The following is a 17,489-nucleotide window of genomic DNA, read 5'->3' as shown; positions in this document are numbered from 1 at the left end:
GACAGTTGGTCCGTCTCCTTTCGGATATCCGGCATGCAGCCCATTGCAGCACGTTGCGGGCGGCCGCCACTAACCGGGAGATGGCGCTTGCATCGGCCGAGCGGCACGAGGCTTCCGGCGAGAGTCACGAAAGCGACGACAGCACGGATACGGTCCGCGAAGCATCGGCGAACAAACCGGCTGGGAGCAGGTCATGAGAGCCACGAGCGAACACTCGTTGCGTTTCCTCGTCGAGAAGTGGCTCGCGCCGGCGCCTTCCGCGGCTGTTCACGTCACCGAATTCAGCCGCACGCGCGTGGGCGGCCGGCGCTATGTCCATGTTGAAACGTCGGCAGCAAACGGCTCCCGCGGACTTTTCTTCTTCCGTCACGACGACGGTTGCTGGTGCGTGTTTCCGCCGACGGGCGACGCCCAGCACCTGTACGCGCATCCCCGGGCGGCCTGAACGCTGTTGGGGCTCGGATGCGTCGAGCCCCGGCGCTCGAGTGAATTGCCGCTGCTGGCAAATCCAGCCAGTCCCTCGCGGCAGCAAACCGAAGTGCGACCTGGCATCGCGCCGGTGTGCGCGATTACCGCGCAACGGCCGCGCCGCTTCCGGCACAATGGCGCGCAGTGGCCGGCCTTTCCGTACCGACTGTATCGACTGTCTCCGACACAGCGGCCCCGCGCGCGGCGCCTGCCGCACCGCCCATGAGCCGGCCGACTCTCATGGCAACCCGATGGACGACAAAGACTGGATCGCCGGCGCCGCCAAGGCACTGGCCATCATCGAAGCATTCGACGAAGAACACGCGCGCATGACGCCGACCGCCGTCGCGGGCCGCGCCGGGCTGTCGCGCACCGCGGCGCGCCGCTATCTGCTGACGCTGCGCGAGCTCGGCTATGTCGACACGGACGGCAAGCTCTTCTGGCTCGCGCCGCGCGTTCTCCGGCTCGGTCAGTCGTATCTCGACTCCGCGCGCTTGCCGCGCACGGTGCAGCCCTTCCTGCAACGCATCACGGCGACGCTTCAGGAGACGGCGCTCGTCGCGATTCTCGACGAACACGACGTGGTCTACGTGGCCCGCAACGGCGTGAATCGCGCGATGGCGGTCGGCTTCGTGCTGGGCTCGCGCGCGCCGGCGCCTTTGTCGTCGGCGGGATTGGTGTTGCTGGCGTTCCAGGCACCCGGGAGTATCGAGCAATGGCTGGCGTCGTACCCGATCAAGGTGTTCACACCGCACACCTATTCCACCGTCGAACGGCTGCGCGAAGTGCTCGGCGAAATCCGCCGCAACGGCTATGTGGTCACCGACCAGCAACTGGAACTCGGCGTGCGCGGCGTTGCCGTGCCGTTGCGCGACCGGCACGGCACGGTCGTCGCTGCGATCAGCGTCAGCATGCCGATCGGCCAGGAGTCGGCCAACGCGGCGCTACACCGCGTTCTGCCGACGCTGCTCGAGACCGCCAGCCTGCTGCGCAACCTCGTCTGATGCGCGGCGCGTCGTCTCCCCATATCGGGTGTTTGTGAGTGAAAGCATGTCGAAAGCAAGCTGTCTCCAGGAAAATACATATCCGGTTTTGCGCATGACAAACCGCCTACGCCAGGTAATACTCTCCCGCGGGGAGCGGTAAGGCTCCTAAGCCCTCCCTGCTTCACCGTGCAGCTATTTCATTCACACTGACTCAGTCGTTGAGGTTTGGGGAACAACACATGAAAAAAGTTATCGTCTCGCTCGCAGCTGCATCCATCGCGCTGGTCTCGGTTCAGGCTTTCGCGCAAGCATCGGACGCAGCCGCTCCGGCTGCTGCAGCTAGCGCACCGAAGAAGCATCACATCAAGAAGCTGAAGTCGCACGGCAAGCGCGCTCCGGTCGCGGCAGCGGCATCGGCAGCCGGCACGAACGACAAGGGTTCGCAGAACTAAGAGGCGCGTCGCGCCAGCGGGCGCGGCTTTTCAGCCGCACTCAAGACGCGCCGCAAGCAAAAAGGCCAGAGCTCAAGCTCTGGCCTTTTTGCATTCAGCCGGGTTTATCGCGCCGGCTCGGCGCAATCGCAGTCTACGCGCGGACAGCAAGCGTGCATGCCGCGCCGGCACTCGTCACTCGCGAGCTATGCTTATCCCGCAAGACCGCGTTTGATGACTTCGTTCAGCAGCCCCGTCATGCCTTCTGGATGCGTGGCAGCGCGCTCTTTCAGCTCGGCGACCAGATCACCGTTCAGCTTGCACGCGAACGCCACAAGTCCTTGCGCCTGATCGAGCTTGCGCTGTTCCCGGCGATCGACCTTGGGCGCCGCAGCCGCGGCTTTGCCGAAGCGCTCGGCAGTGGACTGCTTCATTGCGTTGTTCAGTTTGAGCGCCTTGTTCTTTTCAAGGTCGGTTTTTTTCATCGCCATACGTCAGGCCTCTGACAGATAAGTAATCCCGCATTGTACGCACGCGGCGTTACGTCGGGCGAGCGCGCCGCGGCGCGTTTCAGGCCGAAGCGCCGGGCGCACCGCATTCACCGGAATCAAGCGAATCGGACTGGGCGGGCGTGGCCGCCATGCTGTCCATCAGAGCTCGCATCCGTTGCCAGTGGGTGCCTTCCCAGAAGACACGTCGGCATACGTCGCAGGTGACAAACTGCTTGTGGCGCTGCAGGACGCCATCGGGCGCGCGGTCGCCGACTTCGTCGCGCGCGATGCGCCGAAGCGGCGCGTTGCACATCAGACAGAGTCGAAACGGCTGCGCGCTGCCGGCGAGATCCAGCCGTTCGAACACCTCGCGCAATTGCTCGCGCGGCCGCAGCGCGCGCACGTAGCAGCCGTGCGTGATGGCGCGGCGTTTCAGCAGCTCGCGGTCGCGCGTCAGCACGATGCGCTCTTCGGCGGCGGCCAGCGCTTCGATGTGGGCGTCGGGGAAATGGTTGTCGTAGAGCGTGTCGAAGCCCGCCAGCCGCAGCAGCGGGGCGAGGCCGCCGAGATGCGCATCCGCAATGAAGCGCACGACGCGCAGCGGCCGCTCGCGCACGCGCAGCAGCGGGCGGATGTCGAGCGCCTCGAACTTCGGATACACGGCGACGCGGTCGCCATCCGCGAGCAGATGGTTGAAACCGACCGACTCGCCGTTCACGAGGATCAGTTCGACTTCGGTATGCGGCACGCCGAGCGCCTCGATCGCGTGCTTCGTGGTCGCGTCGCGCGCGCAGGCATAGGCAAACGCGCGCCGGCGCAGCGGCCGGGCGAGAAAATCGTTCAGCTCCTCGTAGAAGCGGAAAGTCGCGGTGACCATCGTCGCAGTATCGCACTGCGCGCCGTTGCGTGCCGGGCGGCGCGCGCCCCCGCCGCCGCGTTCGCGTGCCCGCGTTGCCGCGTTTTCCTGCATCTGTCGCATGGGTGTGCTTTACTTCCACATCTTTAGAAGACGGAGCCACAGATGGACATCGGTTTTATCGGTCTCGGCGAGATGGGCGCCGCGATGGTTGCAAACATTCTGAAAGCGGGACACCAGGTGCGCGTGTGGAACCGCTCGCCGGAGCGCGCGCAAGCGCTCGCGGACGCGGGCGCGCGAATCGTCGCGACGCCAGCCGACGCTTTTGCCGGCGACGCTGTGTTTTCCATGCTCGCCGACGATGCCGCGCTGCGCGAGGTCGTGACGGCGTCGTTGCTCGAACATGCGCCGCGCGGGCTCATTCACGTCAACATGGCGACGATCTCGGTCGCGTTGGCCGAGGAACTCGCGACCGCGCACGCGTCGCGCGGCATCAATTACGTCGCGGCGCCAGTGCTCGGCCGGCCCGACGTCGCCGCGGCGGGCAAGCTGACGATCGTCGCGGGCGGCCCGGCGGAGGCGATCGACCGTGTGCAGCCGGTGTTCGACGCGATCGGTCAGAAAACCTGGCGCATCGGCTCGCTGCCGCAACAGGCGAATGTCATGAAGCTGGCCGCGAACTTCATGCTCGGCGCGGCCGTCGAGACGCTCGGCGAAGCCGCCGCGCTTGTCTCCGGCCATGGTCTCGCGATCCAGGATTTCCTCGACGTGATCACGAGCGGCATTTTCCCCGGACCCGTCTATGCAGGCTACGGCAAGATGATCGCGGAAAACAGCTACGAGCCGGCGCTCTTCAAGGCCCGCTTGGGACTCAAGGACCTGCGCCTCGCGCTCGCCGCGGCCGACGCAGTCACGACACCCCTGCCCATTGCCAGCGTTGTCCGCGACAGCCTGATCGAGGCGGTCGCGCACGGCGACGGTGAGAAGGACTTCGCCGTGCTCGGCCAGGTGGCGGCCCGCCGCGCCGGCCGCTGAGCATTGCCGCAAGCGCGGCGCGCGAGCGGCCGCGCAACAGGCGATAATGGCCGTCCCATTTTCTACACGGTGATGTGATGAGTCTGCATACCTGGTGGCTGTTTGTGGCCACTGTCTTTGTCGTGTGCGCCATTCCCGGCCCCAACATGCTGCTCGTCATGACGCACGGCGCGCGGCACGGCCTGCGCCGCACCGGTGCCACCATGGCGGGTTGCCTGTCGGCGCTGGTGCTGATGCTGGCGGTATCGGCGGCGGGGCTTGGGGTGTTTCTCGAAGCGTGGCCGGCTCTCTTTAACGCGTTGCGTTTGATCGGCGCGACCTATCTGGTCTATCTCGGCATCAAGGCGTGGCGCGCACCCGCCGACGAGGCCGCCGCGTCGCAAGTCGAGGAACTGGCCGCGAAGCCGGCCCATTCGCGGTTCGCGTTGTTTCGCAACGGCTTTCTGGTGGCGGGCAGTAACCCGAAAGCGATTCTGTTCGCGGCCGCCCTGCTGCCGCAATTCATCGACGCCGCGCTGCCCAAGCGGCCGCAGTTCGGCATTCTTGTCGCCACGTTCGCCGTGATCGAAGTGAGTTGGTATCTCGTGTATGCGGGGTTCGGCACGCGCATCGGTACGCGGCTCAGGAGCCGCAGCGTGGCGCGTCTGTTCAATCGGCTGACAGGCGGCGTGTTTGTCGGCTTTGGCGCGATGATGGCGCTCGTCCGGCATTAACAGGCTCTGGCGGGACTCATGCTGCCGAACAAGCACATGTGGCGAATTCGCAACAAGAGGGGACAACCCTGATTTTCATGTTGCGTCGCACCAAACCATTTGCTATAGTTCGTCTTGTCTCCTCCATGTCTCCTCTGATATGGATTCAGCCCGCCAACTTAGGCGGGCTTTTTTTTGCCCACAATTTCCCCGGTCTTGCAAAAACACGGAGCCGGCTGGCCCTTGAGAGGGCCGCCGGCTTACTGCGCCTGAAGCTGCGACGCGTATGCCGCAGGGTTGCCAGTGTTGCTATCCGCTCAGAACTTGTAGGAAACCGCGAGGAAGGAAATGATCGGGTCGGCTTTCAGTTCGGCTTTGGACACGCCCAGTTCCGTGCCGTCCGCCGCCTTGATGATGACGGACGACGTCGTCTTCAGCGGAATGTAGGTGACCGACGCCACGAGACCCCAATGGTCGGTGATGTTGTACGCGAGCCCCGCATTGAACACCGGCGCCCACGACGACGACGCCTTCGCCGACACCTGCGTCTTGCCCGGCTTCCCTGCGCCGGCGGCGAGGATGGCGCCGAGATTCTCCTGCGTCGATTGCACGAAGTTCTGGCTCAGCTGAATGTCAGAAAACCAGTTGTACGACACGCCCACGCCTATAAACGGCCTGAACTTCGCTGTCGGCGCATTGAAGTAGTACTGAAAGAGCAGGGCCGGGCTCCATTGGCGCACGCTTTTCACGATCGGATTGGTTTGCGGATCGCCGATATTCTGCTGGCCGAGCGCGCCCGCCGGGCCCGGCGGCTTGATCGTGCCGTGACCGTAGATCTTGAACACGGGGGGCACGCCCGCCACGGTCGTCACCGCAATGTGATCGGTCAGGTAATGGCTCATGACGAGGCCGACCGTGTTGGCGGTGTTCGTCGAGAGACTCGTGCCCGCTGACGTGAAGGAGTTCGGCAGACGCAGCGGGGTGTTGATCGGCGTTGGCGCGACGTTGGTGGTCAGCGGCGTGCTCGAATCTTTCGGCATGACGTGGAACCAGCCGAGCACGGCGACGTTGTCGCCCGCGTGCTGCGCGTGAGCGCTGACTGAGAGGCACGCGGCCAGTATTGCAAGACAGATCTTTTTCATGGTGTTGCTCCTCCTTGAGCGGCCGTCGGGCGCCATGCGCGCGCGGTGGGCGTCGGCGGGTAGACCGCGGAGCCGCGCGCGGAACAGGCGGTGCGCCGGCCGCCGCGCTGCAGCGCGGACGGAAGCCGGTGCATGAATGCGCGCGGCGAAAATGCCCGGGAGCGCGAATGCCCTAGGACACCGTCGCCCAAGGCACGAACGCCGGGGCGCGAACGCCTCATTGCGTGCGGACGGCGCGGAACGCGCCGGTTACTGGACGAAGGCGCCGATCGTGAAATACGGCGAGGCGGCGTTGGTCAGATCGAGATAGCCGAACACGCCGCCCGTGAAAATCATCTTTCCGGTCGGCGTATTGCCCGTGGACGCGCCCACGTGCGTCGTCGTGACCACGCCGGGCACGGTCTGCGTGAAGTCGAGGTTCAGCGCCGTCGCGAGCGAAGCCTGCGACGGGTTGAACGGATCGAGCAGCGTCGCCTGCGTGCCTTCGAGCGCGGTGGTGCGATAGTCGAACTGGCTATCTACGCCGATGTACTCGCCGTTCTGCGAGTTGAGCGCCAGCGCGCTTTGCGGCGCGAGAATGGAGATACCGGATTCGTCGTCGGCGTAAGGGCCGAGCGCGCCGTTTTGCGGCACGGTCACCGACGAGTTCGCGGCGCCGGTGCGCACCAGAATCGGCACGAGCTGGTTGCGCAGCTTGCCGACGATCATGTAGCCGCGCGCTTCGGGCGTGGTGGCGAGCGTGGGTTTCGCCTGTCCCTGGAAGTTGTTGGTCTGAAACGCGCCGCTGCCGTCGGACGCCTGCGCGAAATTGCTGCCCGGCTGCTGGCATTTGCCCGCGTTGACGCCCGAGTTGTCGCATTCGGTCCACGTGCCGTCCGCGTTGATCGTAATCTTCGTATCCACGGCGACCGGCATGAAATTCTGCGACGGCACCTGGTGATAGCCGAGCTGGTTGTAGGTGCCGGCCACCTTCGCAAGATCCGTTTCAATCGACGAGAAACCGATGAACGGGTAGTACGGAAACTTGGTATCCGGCACCGCGCCGACGCCGAGAATGCCGCCGAACGAAATCTCGGCGCCCGGAATCGTGCCGCCCGCCACGCCTTCGCCGACGAAAATACGCGCCGGGCGATTCGGGTCGAGGCTCGCGCCGTTCAGCCGGAACGCGCACTGGTTGAGCTTGTTGGTCGGCAGCAGGGTTTCCTGCGTCAGCGTGCCGCTTGCGGTCTGGCCGGCGCGCGTCGGCACGACGGTGCCGGTGGTCGCCGGAATCGGAGATTCCACATAGGTGACTTGCCAGGTCATCTTCGTCGTGTCGAGCTGCAGTTTGACGAGTTCGCCGTCACCGCCGCCGCCCGTGTAGACCGTGTTGTAGTCCAGCGTCGCGGGACACAGCCGAACTTGCGTCACCGGACCGTCGCCATTGCCGCCGCCTCCGCCGCCGCATGCCGCGAGCAACGGTGCCGCTAATGCGAGCACCGACAGAAATCTCCATTTCATACCGCCTCCAGAATTTTTTCGTTGTAGATGGCCGGCTCCCTGTCCAGCCACCGCTTGCTCTTTTATGTCTCGTACTGCGAACTGCGTGTGCTCCATGGACTACTTGCTGATTTGCGCTCCGATACCGAAATAGGGCGTGCTCGGTGTATCCGAATTGGCCGACGTCGGGGCGATGCCGCCGTTCTCGGCGCCCTGGACTTCGATGGCATAAAGCCCGCCCGACGCGATCGCGAGGCCAGTCTTGCCGTTGGTGTCCTGCACGCCGACGAGTCCAGGGCTCGCGAGGCCGTAGCCGAGGCCGAAGCCGCTTTCGGCCGCCGAGGTGGTCGGATTGATGAAGGTGCCGACGGCGCCCTGGATCAGCGTCGCGGTGTACTTGAAGTTCGAGTCCGCGCCCACGTAGCCGCCGTCGAAGCCGCCCGAGGCAAGCGGGGTCGCGGCGGCAAGCATCGCGATGCCCGATTCGTCGTCGACCTTGGCGTCGAGATGCAGCGGCGCCGTGCCGAGGTTGATATAGCCGGTGCGCACAATGAGCGGCACCGTCGCGCCGTTGATCTGGCCGAGCACCATGTGCGCCGTGGCCGACTTGCCGGTCGCGCCGATCAGCGGCATCTGGAACTGCTGGACGATCTGCGGCGCCTGCTGGCTGTCGAAGTAGCCGCTGCTGTTCAGGGTCCACGGATTGCCGGTGGACAGACAGCCGCCCGCATTCGGCGAGTAGTTCGGGTTCGCGGCGTTGCTGCTCGTGCAGGTGCCGCTCGCGTCGAAGGTTTCGACGGTGTTGGTCGCGACGGTCGAATAGTTGCCGGATGGCGCGAGGTGATACAGGAGGCCGTTGTAGGTGCCGGGCAGCTTCGTGATGTCCGTGGTCGTGCTCGCGAAGCCGAGGAACGGGTAGAAGTCGAAGTGGCGGTTCGGCACCGCGCCGATGCCCGAGCCGATCAGCGGAACGGAGAGTCCGTCGAACTGGATCGTCGCGCCGGGAATGCCGCCGCCCGCTACGCCCTGGCCGACGAAGATCATCGGCGGATTCGGGTTGTTGGTGAAGCCGGGCGTCGTGTAGGGCTGGCCGTCGCCGGCGGCCGTGCCGGTGCCGGCGCCGAGAATGAAGGCGCAGCGCGTTTGCTCCGCGGTCGGCAGCGTGCCGGTTGGCGGATGGATTACCGCGCCCGTGATCTGCGTGCCCGCGCGTGTCGGCGTGACCGTGCCGGTGCGCAGCGGAATCGGCGATTCCAGCCACTTGAGCGTGTAAGTCATCGCGGTGGCATTGATATTCAGCTGGACGACCTCGCCGCTGCCGGCGCCGCCGAGAAACGTGCTTTTGACGATGTCGGCGGTCGCGGGACACAGCGCAGCGGAGGTGCTGCTGGAAGCAGGCGGACCTTGTACGCCGCAGCTCGACCCCGAGCATTGCGGCGCGTTGATCGGCCCCGGGTTATCGGATTTACCGCCGCCGCAAGCAATAAGAAACGGAGTCGTGGCAATAGCCACTGCCAAACCTCGAATAATGGCGTCCGCCATGCTGCTGTCTCCCTTCATGTATTTGTGCGAGCTAATTTCGCCGCGCGATTAATGCATGTCAATTGAATGAGCCGTCTAAAAAGCACGATTCAAACAGCGGCATTTTGGCGAAACGCGCAGTGCGCGGGCGCTATCGGCCCTTTTAAACAAAAACGCAGATTGCGACGCGAGGCGGCTCGTCGTTGTTTCCTTGCACGCCCTTGACTGGTAAGCCTTGGAGCAAAATGGCTCCATGATCTTCGAACGACCGTTCGACAAAAAATCCGGAGTTTCCCCAGGCGGAAAAGTATGCCGCGCGGGTCGTCGACGGGAAAACTTACCTTAAAAATCCCGCCCAGCCTGTTTTCGATTTTTAAAGTAATGCGGGCTACTACTGATTATCTTTCAATCGATCGGAGCGGCGGCGGGTTTAAAACAAAAAAAGCCGGTCTTAAAGACCGGCTTTCGTGAAGCTTGCAAACGGCACATTGCCGCGCTATTAAACTTTCGTTATCGTTTCAAACCGCTTTCCTCGGCGGCGCCGATCGCGAGATTCATACACTGGATCGCCGCACCCGAAGCGCCCTTGCCCAAGTTGTCGAGACGCGCAACGGTCACGAAGCGCTCCGCCGTGCCGAACACGAAGAGATCGACGCGATTGGTGTCGTTGTTCGCCTGGACGTCGAAAAAGCCGCCGTCGAGATTCGCCTCTGCGTCGAACGGCGCGACGCGCACGAACGCTTCGCCCGCGTAGTACTCGGCAAGCAGCGCCTGCACTTCTTGCGGCGTGGTCTTCTTCGCCAGTTGACGCGGCGAGAAGTACGTCGTGACCGCAAGACCCTTGTAGAAATCTCCGACAATCGGCGTGAAAACCGGCGCCGACTTCAAGCCCGTATGCGCCGCCATTTCCGGCAGATGCTTGTGCGTGAGACCGAGCGCGTAAGGACGCGGGCTCTTCAGCTTGCTGTTTCCGCCGGCTTCGTAGTCGGCAATCATCTTCTTGCCGCCGCCGCTGTAGCCGGTAATCGAATAGGCATGCGCGTCGAACTCCGGCGCGACCACGCCGCCTTCCACGAGCGGCCGCATGGCGAGCACGAATGCCGACGCGTGGCAGCCCGGCACGGCAATGCGCCTGGCCGTGCGCAGGCGTTCGCGCTGCGAGCGCGCAAGTTCCGGCAGGCCGTAAGCCCAGTCCGGCGACGTGCGGAACGCGGTGCTCGCGTCGATCAGCACCGTGCGCTCGTTCTCGACCAGCGAAGCCGATTCGCGCGAAGCCACGTCGGGCAGACACAGGAACGTGACGTCCGACGCGTTGATGAGACGGCGGCGCTCTTCGATATCTTTGCGCTTCGCTTCGTCGATACGCAGAATTTCCACGTCGGCGCGCTGCGACAGGTATTCGAAAATCTTCAGGCCGGTCGTGCCTTCCTGTCCGTCGACAAAAACTTTCGTGCTCATCTCGATCTCACTGGCTTCTTGGGGAACGGCGGCCGACGCCGCGCGAAACCGCCATTTTAAGACTTCATCGGCATGCGCGTGCGCAGGTGCGGGAAAACGGCGCAAAAACAGCGGAAAAACGACGATGCCCGCGCGAAGTGACAGTGGCGTGACTTGTCGGACGCGGCCGGCCCGGGCTCGGGGCTTTGCGGGCGGCCTGGCGTGCGTGCGGGCGGGGGGCGTTAAGTCGTCGCAGCACCGCATTCGCGAGGAACCGGCCCCGCGCGAGCGCCGGCGTGCCGGCCTACCGGCCGTAGTTCACCACCATCTTCGCGCTGCCGATCGCCGCCGTGCCGATCTCGTGATCGAACATCAGCGCCGGGCGGCCTTGCGCCAGACGGAGGTTGGCAGTATTCAGCGCATACACGGTGATCACGTAGCGGTGCGGTTTGCCGGGCGGCGGGCAGGGGCCGCCGTAACCGTCGACATCGAAATCGTTGCGGGCTTCCACGGCGCCGAGCTTTTTCAGGAAGCCGGACGCGCTCGCGTTTTCGGGCAGGCTCTCGACCGTCGCCGGAATGCCCGCGACCGCCCAATGCCACCAGCCGCGACCGGGCGCATCGGGATCGAACATGGTGATCGCGAAGCTGCGGGTCCCGGCCGGCGCGTCGCGCCATGTCAGTTGCGGCGAACGGTTGCCGCCTTTGCAGTCGTCCTGATCGAAAACCTGTGGGGAATTGACTGCGCCACCCGCGCGAAAACTCGCGCTCGTGATCGAAAACGTGGTCTCGGCCAAGGCCGCTGGGCCATGCGCGAGCCAGAGCGCCAGGCCGAGCGTGGCGCAGACAAAAAACGGCGTACTGCTAGACGGTGAAGCGTGCGAAACAACCAGGCAACGCGAGCGCATGTGCCGGTTCTCCTGTGTCGATCGGAGTGGGCGCGCGGGCGCCGGCTCAGATCCCATGCAGCATCAGGTCGCTGCGAGGGCGCAAGGCGGTTGCCTCGCGGTGTTTATTGTCCCTATTTTGTGCCTCGACGTCGAATCAAGTCTAACATTAGCTCTACGATGCATCATTGTTGTGCGCGCAAGCGGATTGCGAGCCTAAAATCAGCTATAGTCGGAACAATGTACGCGATGTCGCCCGTGTCCTATTAGGTCGAACTAAACATTAAGAATAACAACGCATGTCTGAAGTTTTGGAGAGGGATTTTCTTGTCGAGGTGCGGGCAATGCAAGACGTAGTCAAGGTCGTCATCGCCGACGATCATCCAGTCATCCTATTCGGCGCCGAACAGGCCTTGCTCAAGTTTCCCGGCATCCAGGTGGTTGCGCGAGCAAGGCAGTCCACGGAATTGATCAAGGTGCTGCAAACCACCGCGTGCGACGTGCTCGTCACCGACCTCGCCATGCCGGGCGGGCAGTTCGGCGACGGCCTGCCGTTGATCGGCTATCTGCGCCGCAATTTTCCGAACCTTCCCATCGTCGTGCTAACGATGCTGGAAAACGCCGCCTTGCTGCAACGGTTGCGGGAGCTCGGCGTGACGTCGGTCGTCAACAAGTCCGACGACCTGAGCCATATCGGGCTCGCGGTGCAGCACGTGAGCCGGCATCTCGAATATCTGAGCCCATCGGTGAAGGCGTCGCTCGACGCGCTGCGCATGAACGCAGGCGGCAAGAGCGACGAAGTCATGCTGTCGAGGCGCGAACTGGAAGTCGTGCGCCTGTTCGTGTCGGGCATGACCATCAAGGAAATTTCGGAGCAACTGAACCGCAGCATCAAGACAATCAGCACGCAGAAAAACACGGCGATGCGCAAGCTCGGCATCGACCGCGATTCGGAACTCTTTCAGTACGCGCAGAGCAACGGCTTGCTGAACCTGTCGTCGCATTCGGCGGAAGATACGGGCGATGTCGCGTAGCTGCTCGCCGCAGTGCGCTGACGGATAAATCGCCGGGCGAGCCGCTCGGCATGTTGCAGCAAAAAGGCCGCCTGTCGCGAGACAGGCGGCCTTTCTGTTTGGCCGAGGCGTAAGAGCCGAGATTACTGCGGCGTGGTGGTGGCGCCGCCGTGCGCCGCCGACCATTCAGCCGGCGCGTGCAGGAATTTCTCGACTTCGTCGAGCGTCTTGCTGTCGAAGTACTTGTTTTCCTTGGCGACGCGCAGCACGTCCCACCAGGTCGCGAGCGCGTGCAGATCGACGTCGATGTCTTTCAGCACCGACACGCTTTCCTTGAAGATGTTGTAGTGAAACAGCACGAAGCAGTGATTCACCGTGGCACCGGCGGTGCGCAGCGCATTGATGAAGTTGATCTTGCTGCGGCTGTCCGTGGTCAGGTCTTCCACCAGCAGCACGCGCTGCCCTTCGGTCAGCAGACCCTCGATCTGCGCATTGCGGCCGAAGCCCTTCGGCTTCTTGCGCACGTATTGCATGGGCACCATCAGGCGGTCGGACAGCCATGCCGCGAACGGAATGCCCGCGGTTTCGCCGCCGGCCACAGCGTCGATCTGCTCATAGCCGACGTCGCGCAGAATGGTGGTTTCCGCCATTTCCATGAGGCCGCGGCGCACGCGCGGGTAGGAAATCAGCTTGCGGCAATCGATATAAACCGGGCTCGCCCAGCCGGACGTGAAAATGTACGGTTTCTCCGCGTTGAAGTGCACTGCTTGTACTTCGAGCAGCATCTTGGCGGTGGTGTCGGAGATCGTCTGGCGATCGAAGCCTGTCATGGGCGGATCCTTGGGGTTGAGCGGGGAGAAGCGGGCGCTGGGCCCGGTGGCGCAGCAAGCGGGACATGCCGCGCCGTGCTGGGCGGAATGTGCAGCCGGCCAGTGGAGGCTGGCCGGTTTTGCTGCGCGCGTAGGCCGACATTTTACCCGAAACGGGTCCTTCCGAGGAGGCTGTCGTGCGGGTGGGCGGCGAGTCGCGGCCGCTTTGACGCCGCCGCGTGAGTCGTGGCGCGCAGTGGCCCGCCACGCTTCCCGGGAAGCTTCGCCCGAGCCGGGGTGACGCGGGGCACGTTGCAGTCGCGCGTCGGGATTGGCTTTTTGGCTAGCTTGTGAGCCGTCTGGGCCGCCTTTACACTCACGCGAATTTCTCCGGCGCCGGCTGTTGCCGTCGTCGACCGAATCACGGACTGCTTCCCATGACGCCCGCTTCTTCCGCTGCCGACACGCCCGCTTCCGCCCGAAACGGCTATGCCGCCCGGGCGCTCGTCGCGTCCGTGCTCGGCTATGCCATGGACGGCTTCGACCTGCTGATTCTCGGATTCATGCTGCCCGTCATCGCGGCGGATCTGCATCTCAATTCCGCGCAGGCCGGCTCGCTCGTCACGTGGACCTTGATCGGCGCGGTGGCCGGCGGTTTGATTTTCGGCGTGCTGAGCGACTATTACGGACGCGTGCGCATGCTGACGTGGACCATTCTCGTGTTCGCCGTGTTCACGGGGCTGTGCGCGCTCGCGCAAGGCTACGGCGACCTGCTGGTTTACCGGACCATCGCGGGGATTGGGCTCGGAGGCGAGTTCGGCATCGGTATGACGCTCGTGGCCGAGGCGTGGCCGCCCGCGCAGCGGGCGCGGGTCTCGTCGTATGTCGGCCTTGGGTGGCAGCTCGGCGTGCTGGCGGCCGCGTTGCTGACGCCGCTGCTGTTGCCGCTCATCGGCTGGCGCGGCATGTTCGCGCTGGGCTTGCTGCCTGCCGTGGCGTCCTTCTTCGTGCGACGGCGCGTGGAGGAACCGGCGCTTTTCACCGAGCGCGCCGCGCGGGGCGTGCGCCAGTTGCCGCTGAAACGGCTGATCGCCGACGCCCGGACCGCGCGCGCAAGTCTAGGCGTGGCGATTCTCTGCTCGGTGCAGAACTTCGGCTATTACGGGCTGATGATCTGGCTGCCGAGCTATCTGTCGAAGACCTTCGGCTACTCGCTGACCCGCTCCGGCGTCTGGACGGCCGCGACCGTCGTCGGCATGGCCTGCGGCATCTGGCTCTTCGGCGTGGCGGCGGACCGTTTCGGCCGCAAGCCGGCCTTTCTGTTCTATCAGCTCGGCGCCGTGGCAATGGTCTTCGTCTACGCGCATCTGACGACGCCGGCGGCGCTGCTCGTCGGCGGCGCGGCGATGGGCGTGTTCGTCAACGGCATGATCGGCGGCTACGGCGCGCTGATTTCCGAGCTTTATCCCACCGACGCGCGCGCCACCGCCCAAAACGTCCTCTTCAACGTGGGCCGGGCGGTCGGCGGCTTCGGGCCGGTGGTGGTCGGCGCGCTCGCCGCGCGTTATTCGTTTGCGGTGGCGCTCATCTTTCTCGCTTCGATCTACGTGCTGGACGTGCTCGCCACGCTCCTTCTTATTCCCGAGCGGCGCGGCGCCGAGCTGCACTGAGCGCTGCCGGCCGGCGCATGGGAATGCGGCGCCGCAGCATGGCTGGCGGCTGTTTCGCCGATGGCGAGGCGCATTAACCAGTCGGTCCATGGACACGCGCGAGGTGTACACTAACCGACCCGCGTAGCACTCCGCACCGTCCCGCCCTCCGCCGAGGACCGACGCCGCGCCTAACCGGCGCACGCGAAAAGCGCCTCGGTCGATGATCCATTCGATAGAACGAAGCGCCGCCGGGCGTGCGGTGTGCCGGCCCAAATTTCTTACGTCTCGCAGGCAAAAAATGGACGAACAACTGAAGCAAAGCGCTCTCGCCTATCACCAGAATCCGAAGCCCGGCAAGATTTCGGTCACGCCGACCAAGCCGCTGTCCAACCAGCTCGACCTGTCGCTCGCGTATTCGCCGGGCGTGGCAGCCGCCTGCATGGCGATCTACGACGAGCCGCTCGACGCGCAGAAGTACACGTCGCGCGGCAATCTCGTCGGCGTGATCACGAACGGCACGGCGGTGCTCGGCCTCGGCAACATCGGTCCGCTCGCGGCCAAGCCGGTGATGGAAGGCAAGGGCTGTCTCTTCAAGAAGTTTGCCGGCATCGACGTGTTCGATATTGAGCTGTCCGAGTCCGATCCCGACAAGCTCGTCGAGGCTATCGCGATGCTCGAACCCACGCTCGGCGGCATCAACCTGGAAGACATCAAGGCGCCGGAGTGCTTCTACATTGAGAAGAAGCTGCGCGAGCGCATGAAGATTCCGGTCTTCCACGACGATCAGCACGGCACGGCGATCATCGCGTCGGCGGCGATCCTGAACGGCCTGAAGGTGGTCGGCAAGCAGCTCGGCAGCGTGAAGCTGGTCTGCTCGGGCGCGGGCGCGGCGGCTATCGCATGTCTGGACCTGCTGGTCAATCTCGGTTTGTCGAAAGAGAACATTCTCGTCGTCGACTCGAAGGGCGTGATTTACGAAGGCCGCGGCAACCTGGATCCGTCGAAGGAACGCTATGCGGCCAATACCGAGGCACGCACGCTGGCTGACGCGATCCGCGGCGCGGACGTGTTCCTCGGCTGTTCGAGCGCGGGCGTGTTGAAGCCGGAAATGGTCGCCGAAATGGGCACCCAGCCGCTGATTCTCGCGCTGGCCAATCCGGAGCCGGAAATCCGCCCGGAAGAAGCGAAGAAGGTGCGCCCGGACTGCATCATCGCGACCGGCCGTTCGGACTATCCGAACCAGGTCAACAACGTGCTGTGCTTCCCGTTCATTTTCCGCGGCGCGCTGGATGTCGGCGCGACCACCATCACGGAAGAAATGAAGCTCGCGTGCGTGCGCGCGATCGCCGAGCTGGCGGAAGAAACCGATCAGGGCGATGAAGTCGCGAAGGCGTATGAAGGACATTCGCTCGAATTCGGTCCGGAATATCTGATTCCGAAGCCGTTCGATCCGCGCCTCATCATCAAGATCGCGCCGGCCGTTGCGCAAGCGGCCATGGATTCGGGCGTCGCGACCCGTCCGATCAAGGACATGGACGCGTATCGCGAGGAGCTCGGCACGACCGTGTACCGCACGGGCATGGTCATGCGTCCGGTGTTCGCGGCCGCAAAGTCGGAGCCGGCGCGCATCGTCTTCGCGGAAGGCGAGGACGAGCGCGTGCTGCGTGCCGCCCAATTCGTGCTGCTGGAAAAGATCGCCAAGCCCATTCTGGTCGGCCGTCCGTCGGTGATCGAAATGCGTCTGAAGAAGATGGGCTCGAAGCTCAAGTGCGGTGAAGATGTCGAGATCGTCGATCCGGAAGACGATCCGCGTTATCAGCAATGCTGGCAGGCGTATCACGAACTGGGCGCGCGCGAAGGCGTCACGCCGGACGTCGCCAAGGCGGCCATGCGCAAGTTCAACACGCTGATCGGCGCGATTCTGGTGCGCCTCGGCGAAGCCGACGGCATGATCTGCGGCATGATCGGCCAGTACCACACGCATCTGAAGTTCATCGAGCAGGTGCTGGGCAAGGCGGACAACGTGCAGAACTTCGCCGCCATGAACCTGCTGATGCTGCCGGGCCGCAACCTGTTCATCTGCGACACGTACGTGAACGAAGTGCCGACCGCCGAGCAGCTCGCCGACATGACGATGCTCGCCGCGCGCGAAATCGAAAAGTTCGGCATCACGCCGAAGGTCGCGCTGCTGTCGAATTCGAACTTCGGCAGCGCGCCGTCTTCATCGTCGCAACGCATGGCCGCGGCGCGCAAGCTGATCGCGGAACGTGCGCCGACGCTCGAAATCGACGGCGAAATGCACGGCGACGCGGCGCTGTCGGAAGTCGTTCGCAAGGCCGCTTTCCCGGGCACGACGCTGTCGGGCGAAGCCAACCTGCTGATCATGCCGAACGTGGAAGCGGCGAACATCGCCTACAACCTACTGAAAATGGTCGGCGGCGAAGGCGTGACCGTCGGCCCGTTCCTGCTCGGCGCAGAAAAGCCGGTCCACGTGCTGACGCCGGCCGCGACCGTGCGCCGGATCATCAACATGACGGCGGTCGCTTCGGCGAACGCGCGCAAGTCGGTGAACAACCGGTAATCGGCGCGGC

16 protein-coding genes are annotated in these 17,489 nt (G+C 64.4%); 8 read left to right on the top strand and 8 right to left on the bottom strand.

Annotated elements, in window-relative coordinates:
* The first annotated feature begins 193 nt into the window (after nt 1-193).
* From HV711_RS15440 to HV711_RS15430, 3 genes are all read left to right on the top strand, one after another.
* Nucleotides 194-445: a hypothetical protein gene (locus HV711_RS15440; protein WP_013589869.1), complete on the top strand. Its 252-nt coding sequence runs from the start codon at nt 194-196 to the stop codon at nt 443-445.
* Nucleotides 446-719: 274 nt separating this feature from the next.
* Nucleotides 720-1,472, top strand: coding sequence for an IclR family transcriptional regulator domain-containing protein (locus tag HV711_RS15435; protein ID WP_035486049.1), 753 nt, complete (start codon nt 720-722; stop codon nt 1,470-1,472).
* Nucleotides 1,473-1,693: 221 nt separating this feature from the next.
* On the top strand, nt 1,694-1,906 hold the full coding sequence (locus HV711_RS15430) for a hypothetical protein (RefSeq protein ID WP_013589867.1): 213 nt from the start codon (nt 1,694-1,696) through the stop codon (nt 1,904-1,906).
* Between the two features lie 191 nt (nt 1,907-2,097).
* On the opposite strand, the gene HV711_RS15425 is transcribed toward HV711_RS15430, so the two are convergent.
* A complete protein-coding gene (locus tag HV711_RS15425; protein WP_013589866.1) occupies nt 2,098-2,376 on the bottom strand; it encodes a hypothetical protein in 279 nt (92 codons plus the stop codon).
* A 79-nt stretch (nt 2,377-2,455) separates the two neighbouring features.
* The gene (locus HV711_RS15420; protein WP_035486052.1) at nt 2,456-3,253 is read right to left on the bottom strand and encodes a Mut7-C RNAse domain-containing protein; all 798 of its coding nucleotides are present in this window, start codon (nt 3,251-3,253) and stop codon (nt 2,456-2,458) included.
* A gap of 144 nt (nt 3,254-3,397) precedes the next feature.
* Between HV711_RS15420 and HV711_RS15415 the strand changes: the two genes are divergently transcribed.
* Both HV711_RS15415 and HV711_RS15410 read left to right on the top strand, forming a co-directional pair.
* Nucleotides 3,398-4,267: an NAD(P)-dependent oxidoreductase gene (locus tag HV711_RS15415; protein ID WP_013589864.1), complete on the top strand. Its 870-nt coding sequence runs from the start codon at nt 3,398-3,400 to the stop codon at nt 4,265-4,267.
* 77 nt (nt 4,268-4,344) lie between these two features.
* Nucleotides 4,345-4,980 carry a LysE family translocator gene (locus tag HV711_RS15410; RefSeq protein WP_035486046.1) on the top strand — a complete coding sequence of 212 codons (636 nt, stop codon included), beginning with the start codon at nt 4,345-4,347 and terminating at the stop codon, nt 4,978-4,980.
* A gap of 296 nt (nt 4,981-5,276) precedes the next feature.
* Here HV711_RS15410 and HV711_RS15405 read toward each other — a convergent pair whose 3' ends face one another.
* From HV711_RS15405 to HV711_RS15385, 5 genes are all read right to left on the bottom strand, one after another.
* Nucleotides 5,277-6,101, bottom strand: a complete 825-nt coding sequence (locus tag HV711_RS15405) for an OmpW/AlkL family protein (protein ID WP_035486044.1) — start codon at nt 6,099-6,101, stop codon at nt 5,277-5,279.
* Nucleotides 6,102-6,350: 249 nt separating this feature from the next.
* Complete coding sequence (locus HV711_RS15400) at nt 6,351-7,601, bottom strand: DUF2957 domain-containing protein (protein ID WP_175145139.1); 1,251 nt, start codon at nt 7,599-7,601, stop codon at nt 6,351-6,353.
* Between the two features lie 99 nt (nt 7,602-7,700).
* Nucleotides 7,701-9,122, bottom strand: a complete 1,422-nt coding sequence (locus HV711_RS15395) for a DUF2957 domain-containing protein (protein WP_028362234.1) — start codon at nt 9,120-9,122, stop codon at nt 7,701-7,703.
* A 489-nt stretch (nt 9,123-9,611) separates the two neighbouring features.
* Entirely contained in the window at nt 9,612-10,559 is a 948-nt protein-coding gene (gene argC / locus HV711_RS15390) for an N-acetyl-gamma-glutamyl-phosphate reductase (RefSeq protein WP_013589859.1), read from the bottom strand.
* 283 nt (nt 10,560-10,842) lie between these two features.
* On the bottom strand, nt 10,843-11,445 hold the full coding sequence (locus tag HV711_RS15385) for a YbhB/YbcL family Raf kinase inhibitor-like protein (RefSeq protein ID WP_028362233.1): 603 nt from the start codon (nt 11,443-11,445) through the stop codon (nt 10,843-10,845).
* A gap of 323 nt (nt 11,446-11,768) precedes the next feature.
* Here HV711_RS15385 and HV711_RS15380 point away from each other — a divergent pair, with 323 nt between their 5' ends.
* The gene (locus HV711_RS15380; RefSeq protein ID WP_013589857.1) at nt 11,769-12,458 is read left to right on the top strand and encodes a response regulator; all 690 of its coding nucleotides are present in this window, start codon (nt 11,769-11,771) and stop codon (nt 12,456-12,458) included.
* Between the two features lie 122 nt (nt 12,459-12,580).
* Here HV711_RS15380 and HV711_RS15375 read toward each other — a convergent pair whose 3' ends face one another.
* Nucleotides 12,581-13,267 carry an orotate phosphoribosyltransferase gene (locus HV711_RS15375; RefSeq protein ID WP_013589856.1) on the bottom strand — a complete coding sequence of 229 codons (687 nt, stop codon included), beginning with the start codon at nt 13,265-13,267 and terminating at the stop codon, nt 12,581-12,583.
* A gap of 416 nt (nt 13,268-13,683) precedes the next feature.
* Between HV711_RS15375 and HV711_RS15370 the strand changes: the two genes are divergently transcribed.
* Complete coding sequence (locus tag HV711_RS15370; protein ID WP_035482529.1) at nt 13,684-14,916, top strand: MFS transporter; 1,233 nt, start codon at nt 13,684-13,686, stop codon at nt 14,914-14,916.
* Nucleotides 14,917-15,196: 280 nt separating this feature from the next.
* Nucleotides 15,197-17,479 (top strand): NADP-dependent malic enzyme, encoded by a 2,283-nt coding sequence (locus tag HV711_RS15365; protein WP_013589854.1) that lies wholly within the window; start codon nt 15,197-15,199, stop codon nt 17,477-17,479.
* The last annotated feature ends 10 nt before the right edge of the window (nt 17,480-17,489 follow it).

This window comes from Paraburkholderia phenoliruptrix, assembly GCF_902859825.1.
GTDB lineage: Bacteria > Pseudomonadota > Gammaproteobacteria > Burkholderiales > Burkholderiaceae > Paraburkholderia > Paraburkholderia phenoliruptrix.
This window is presented reverse-complemented; position numbering and strand designations above follow the sequence as displayed.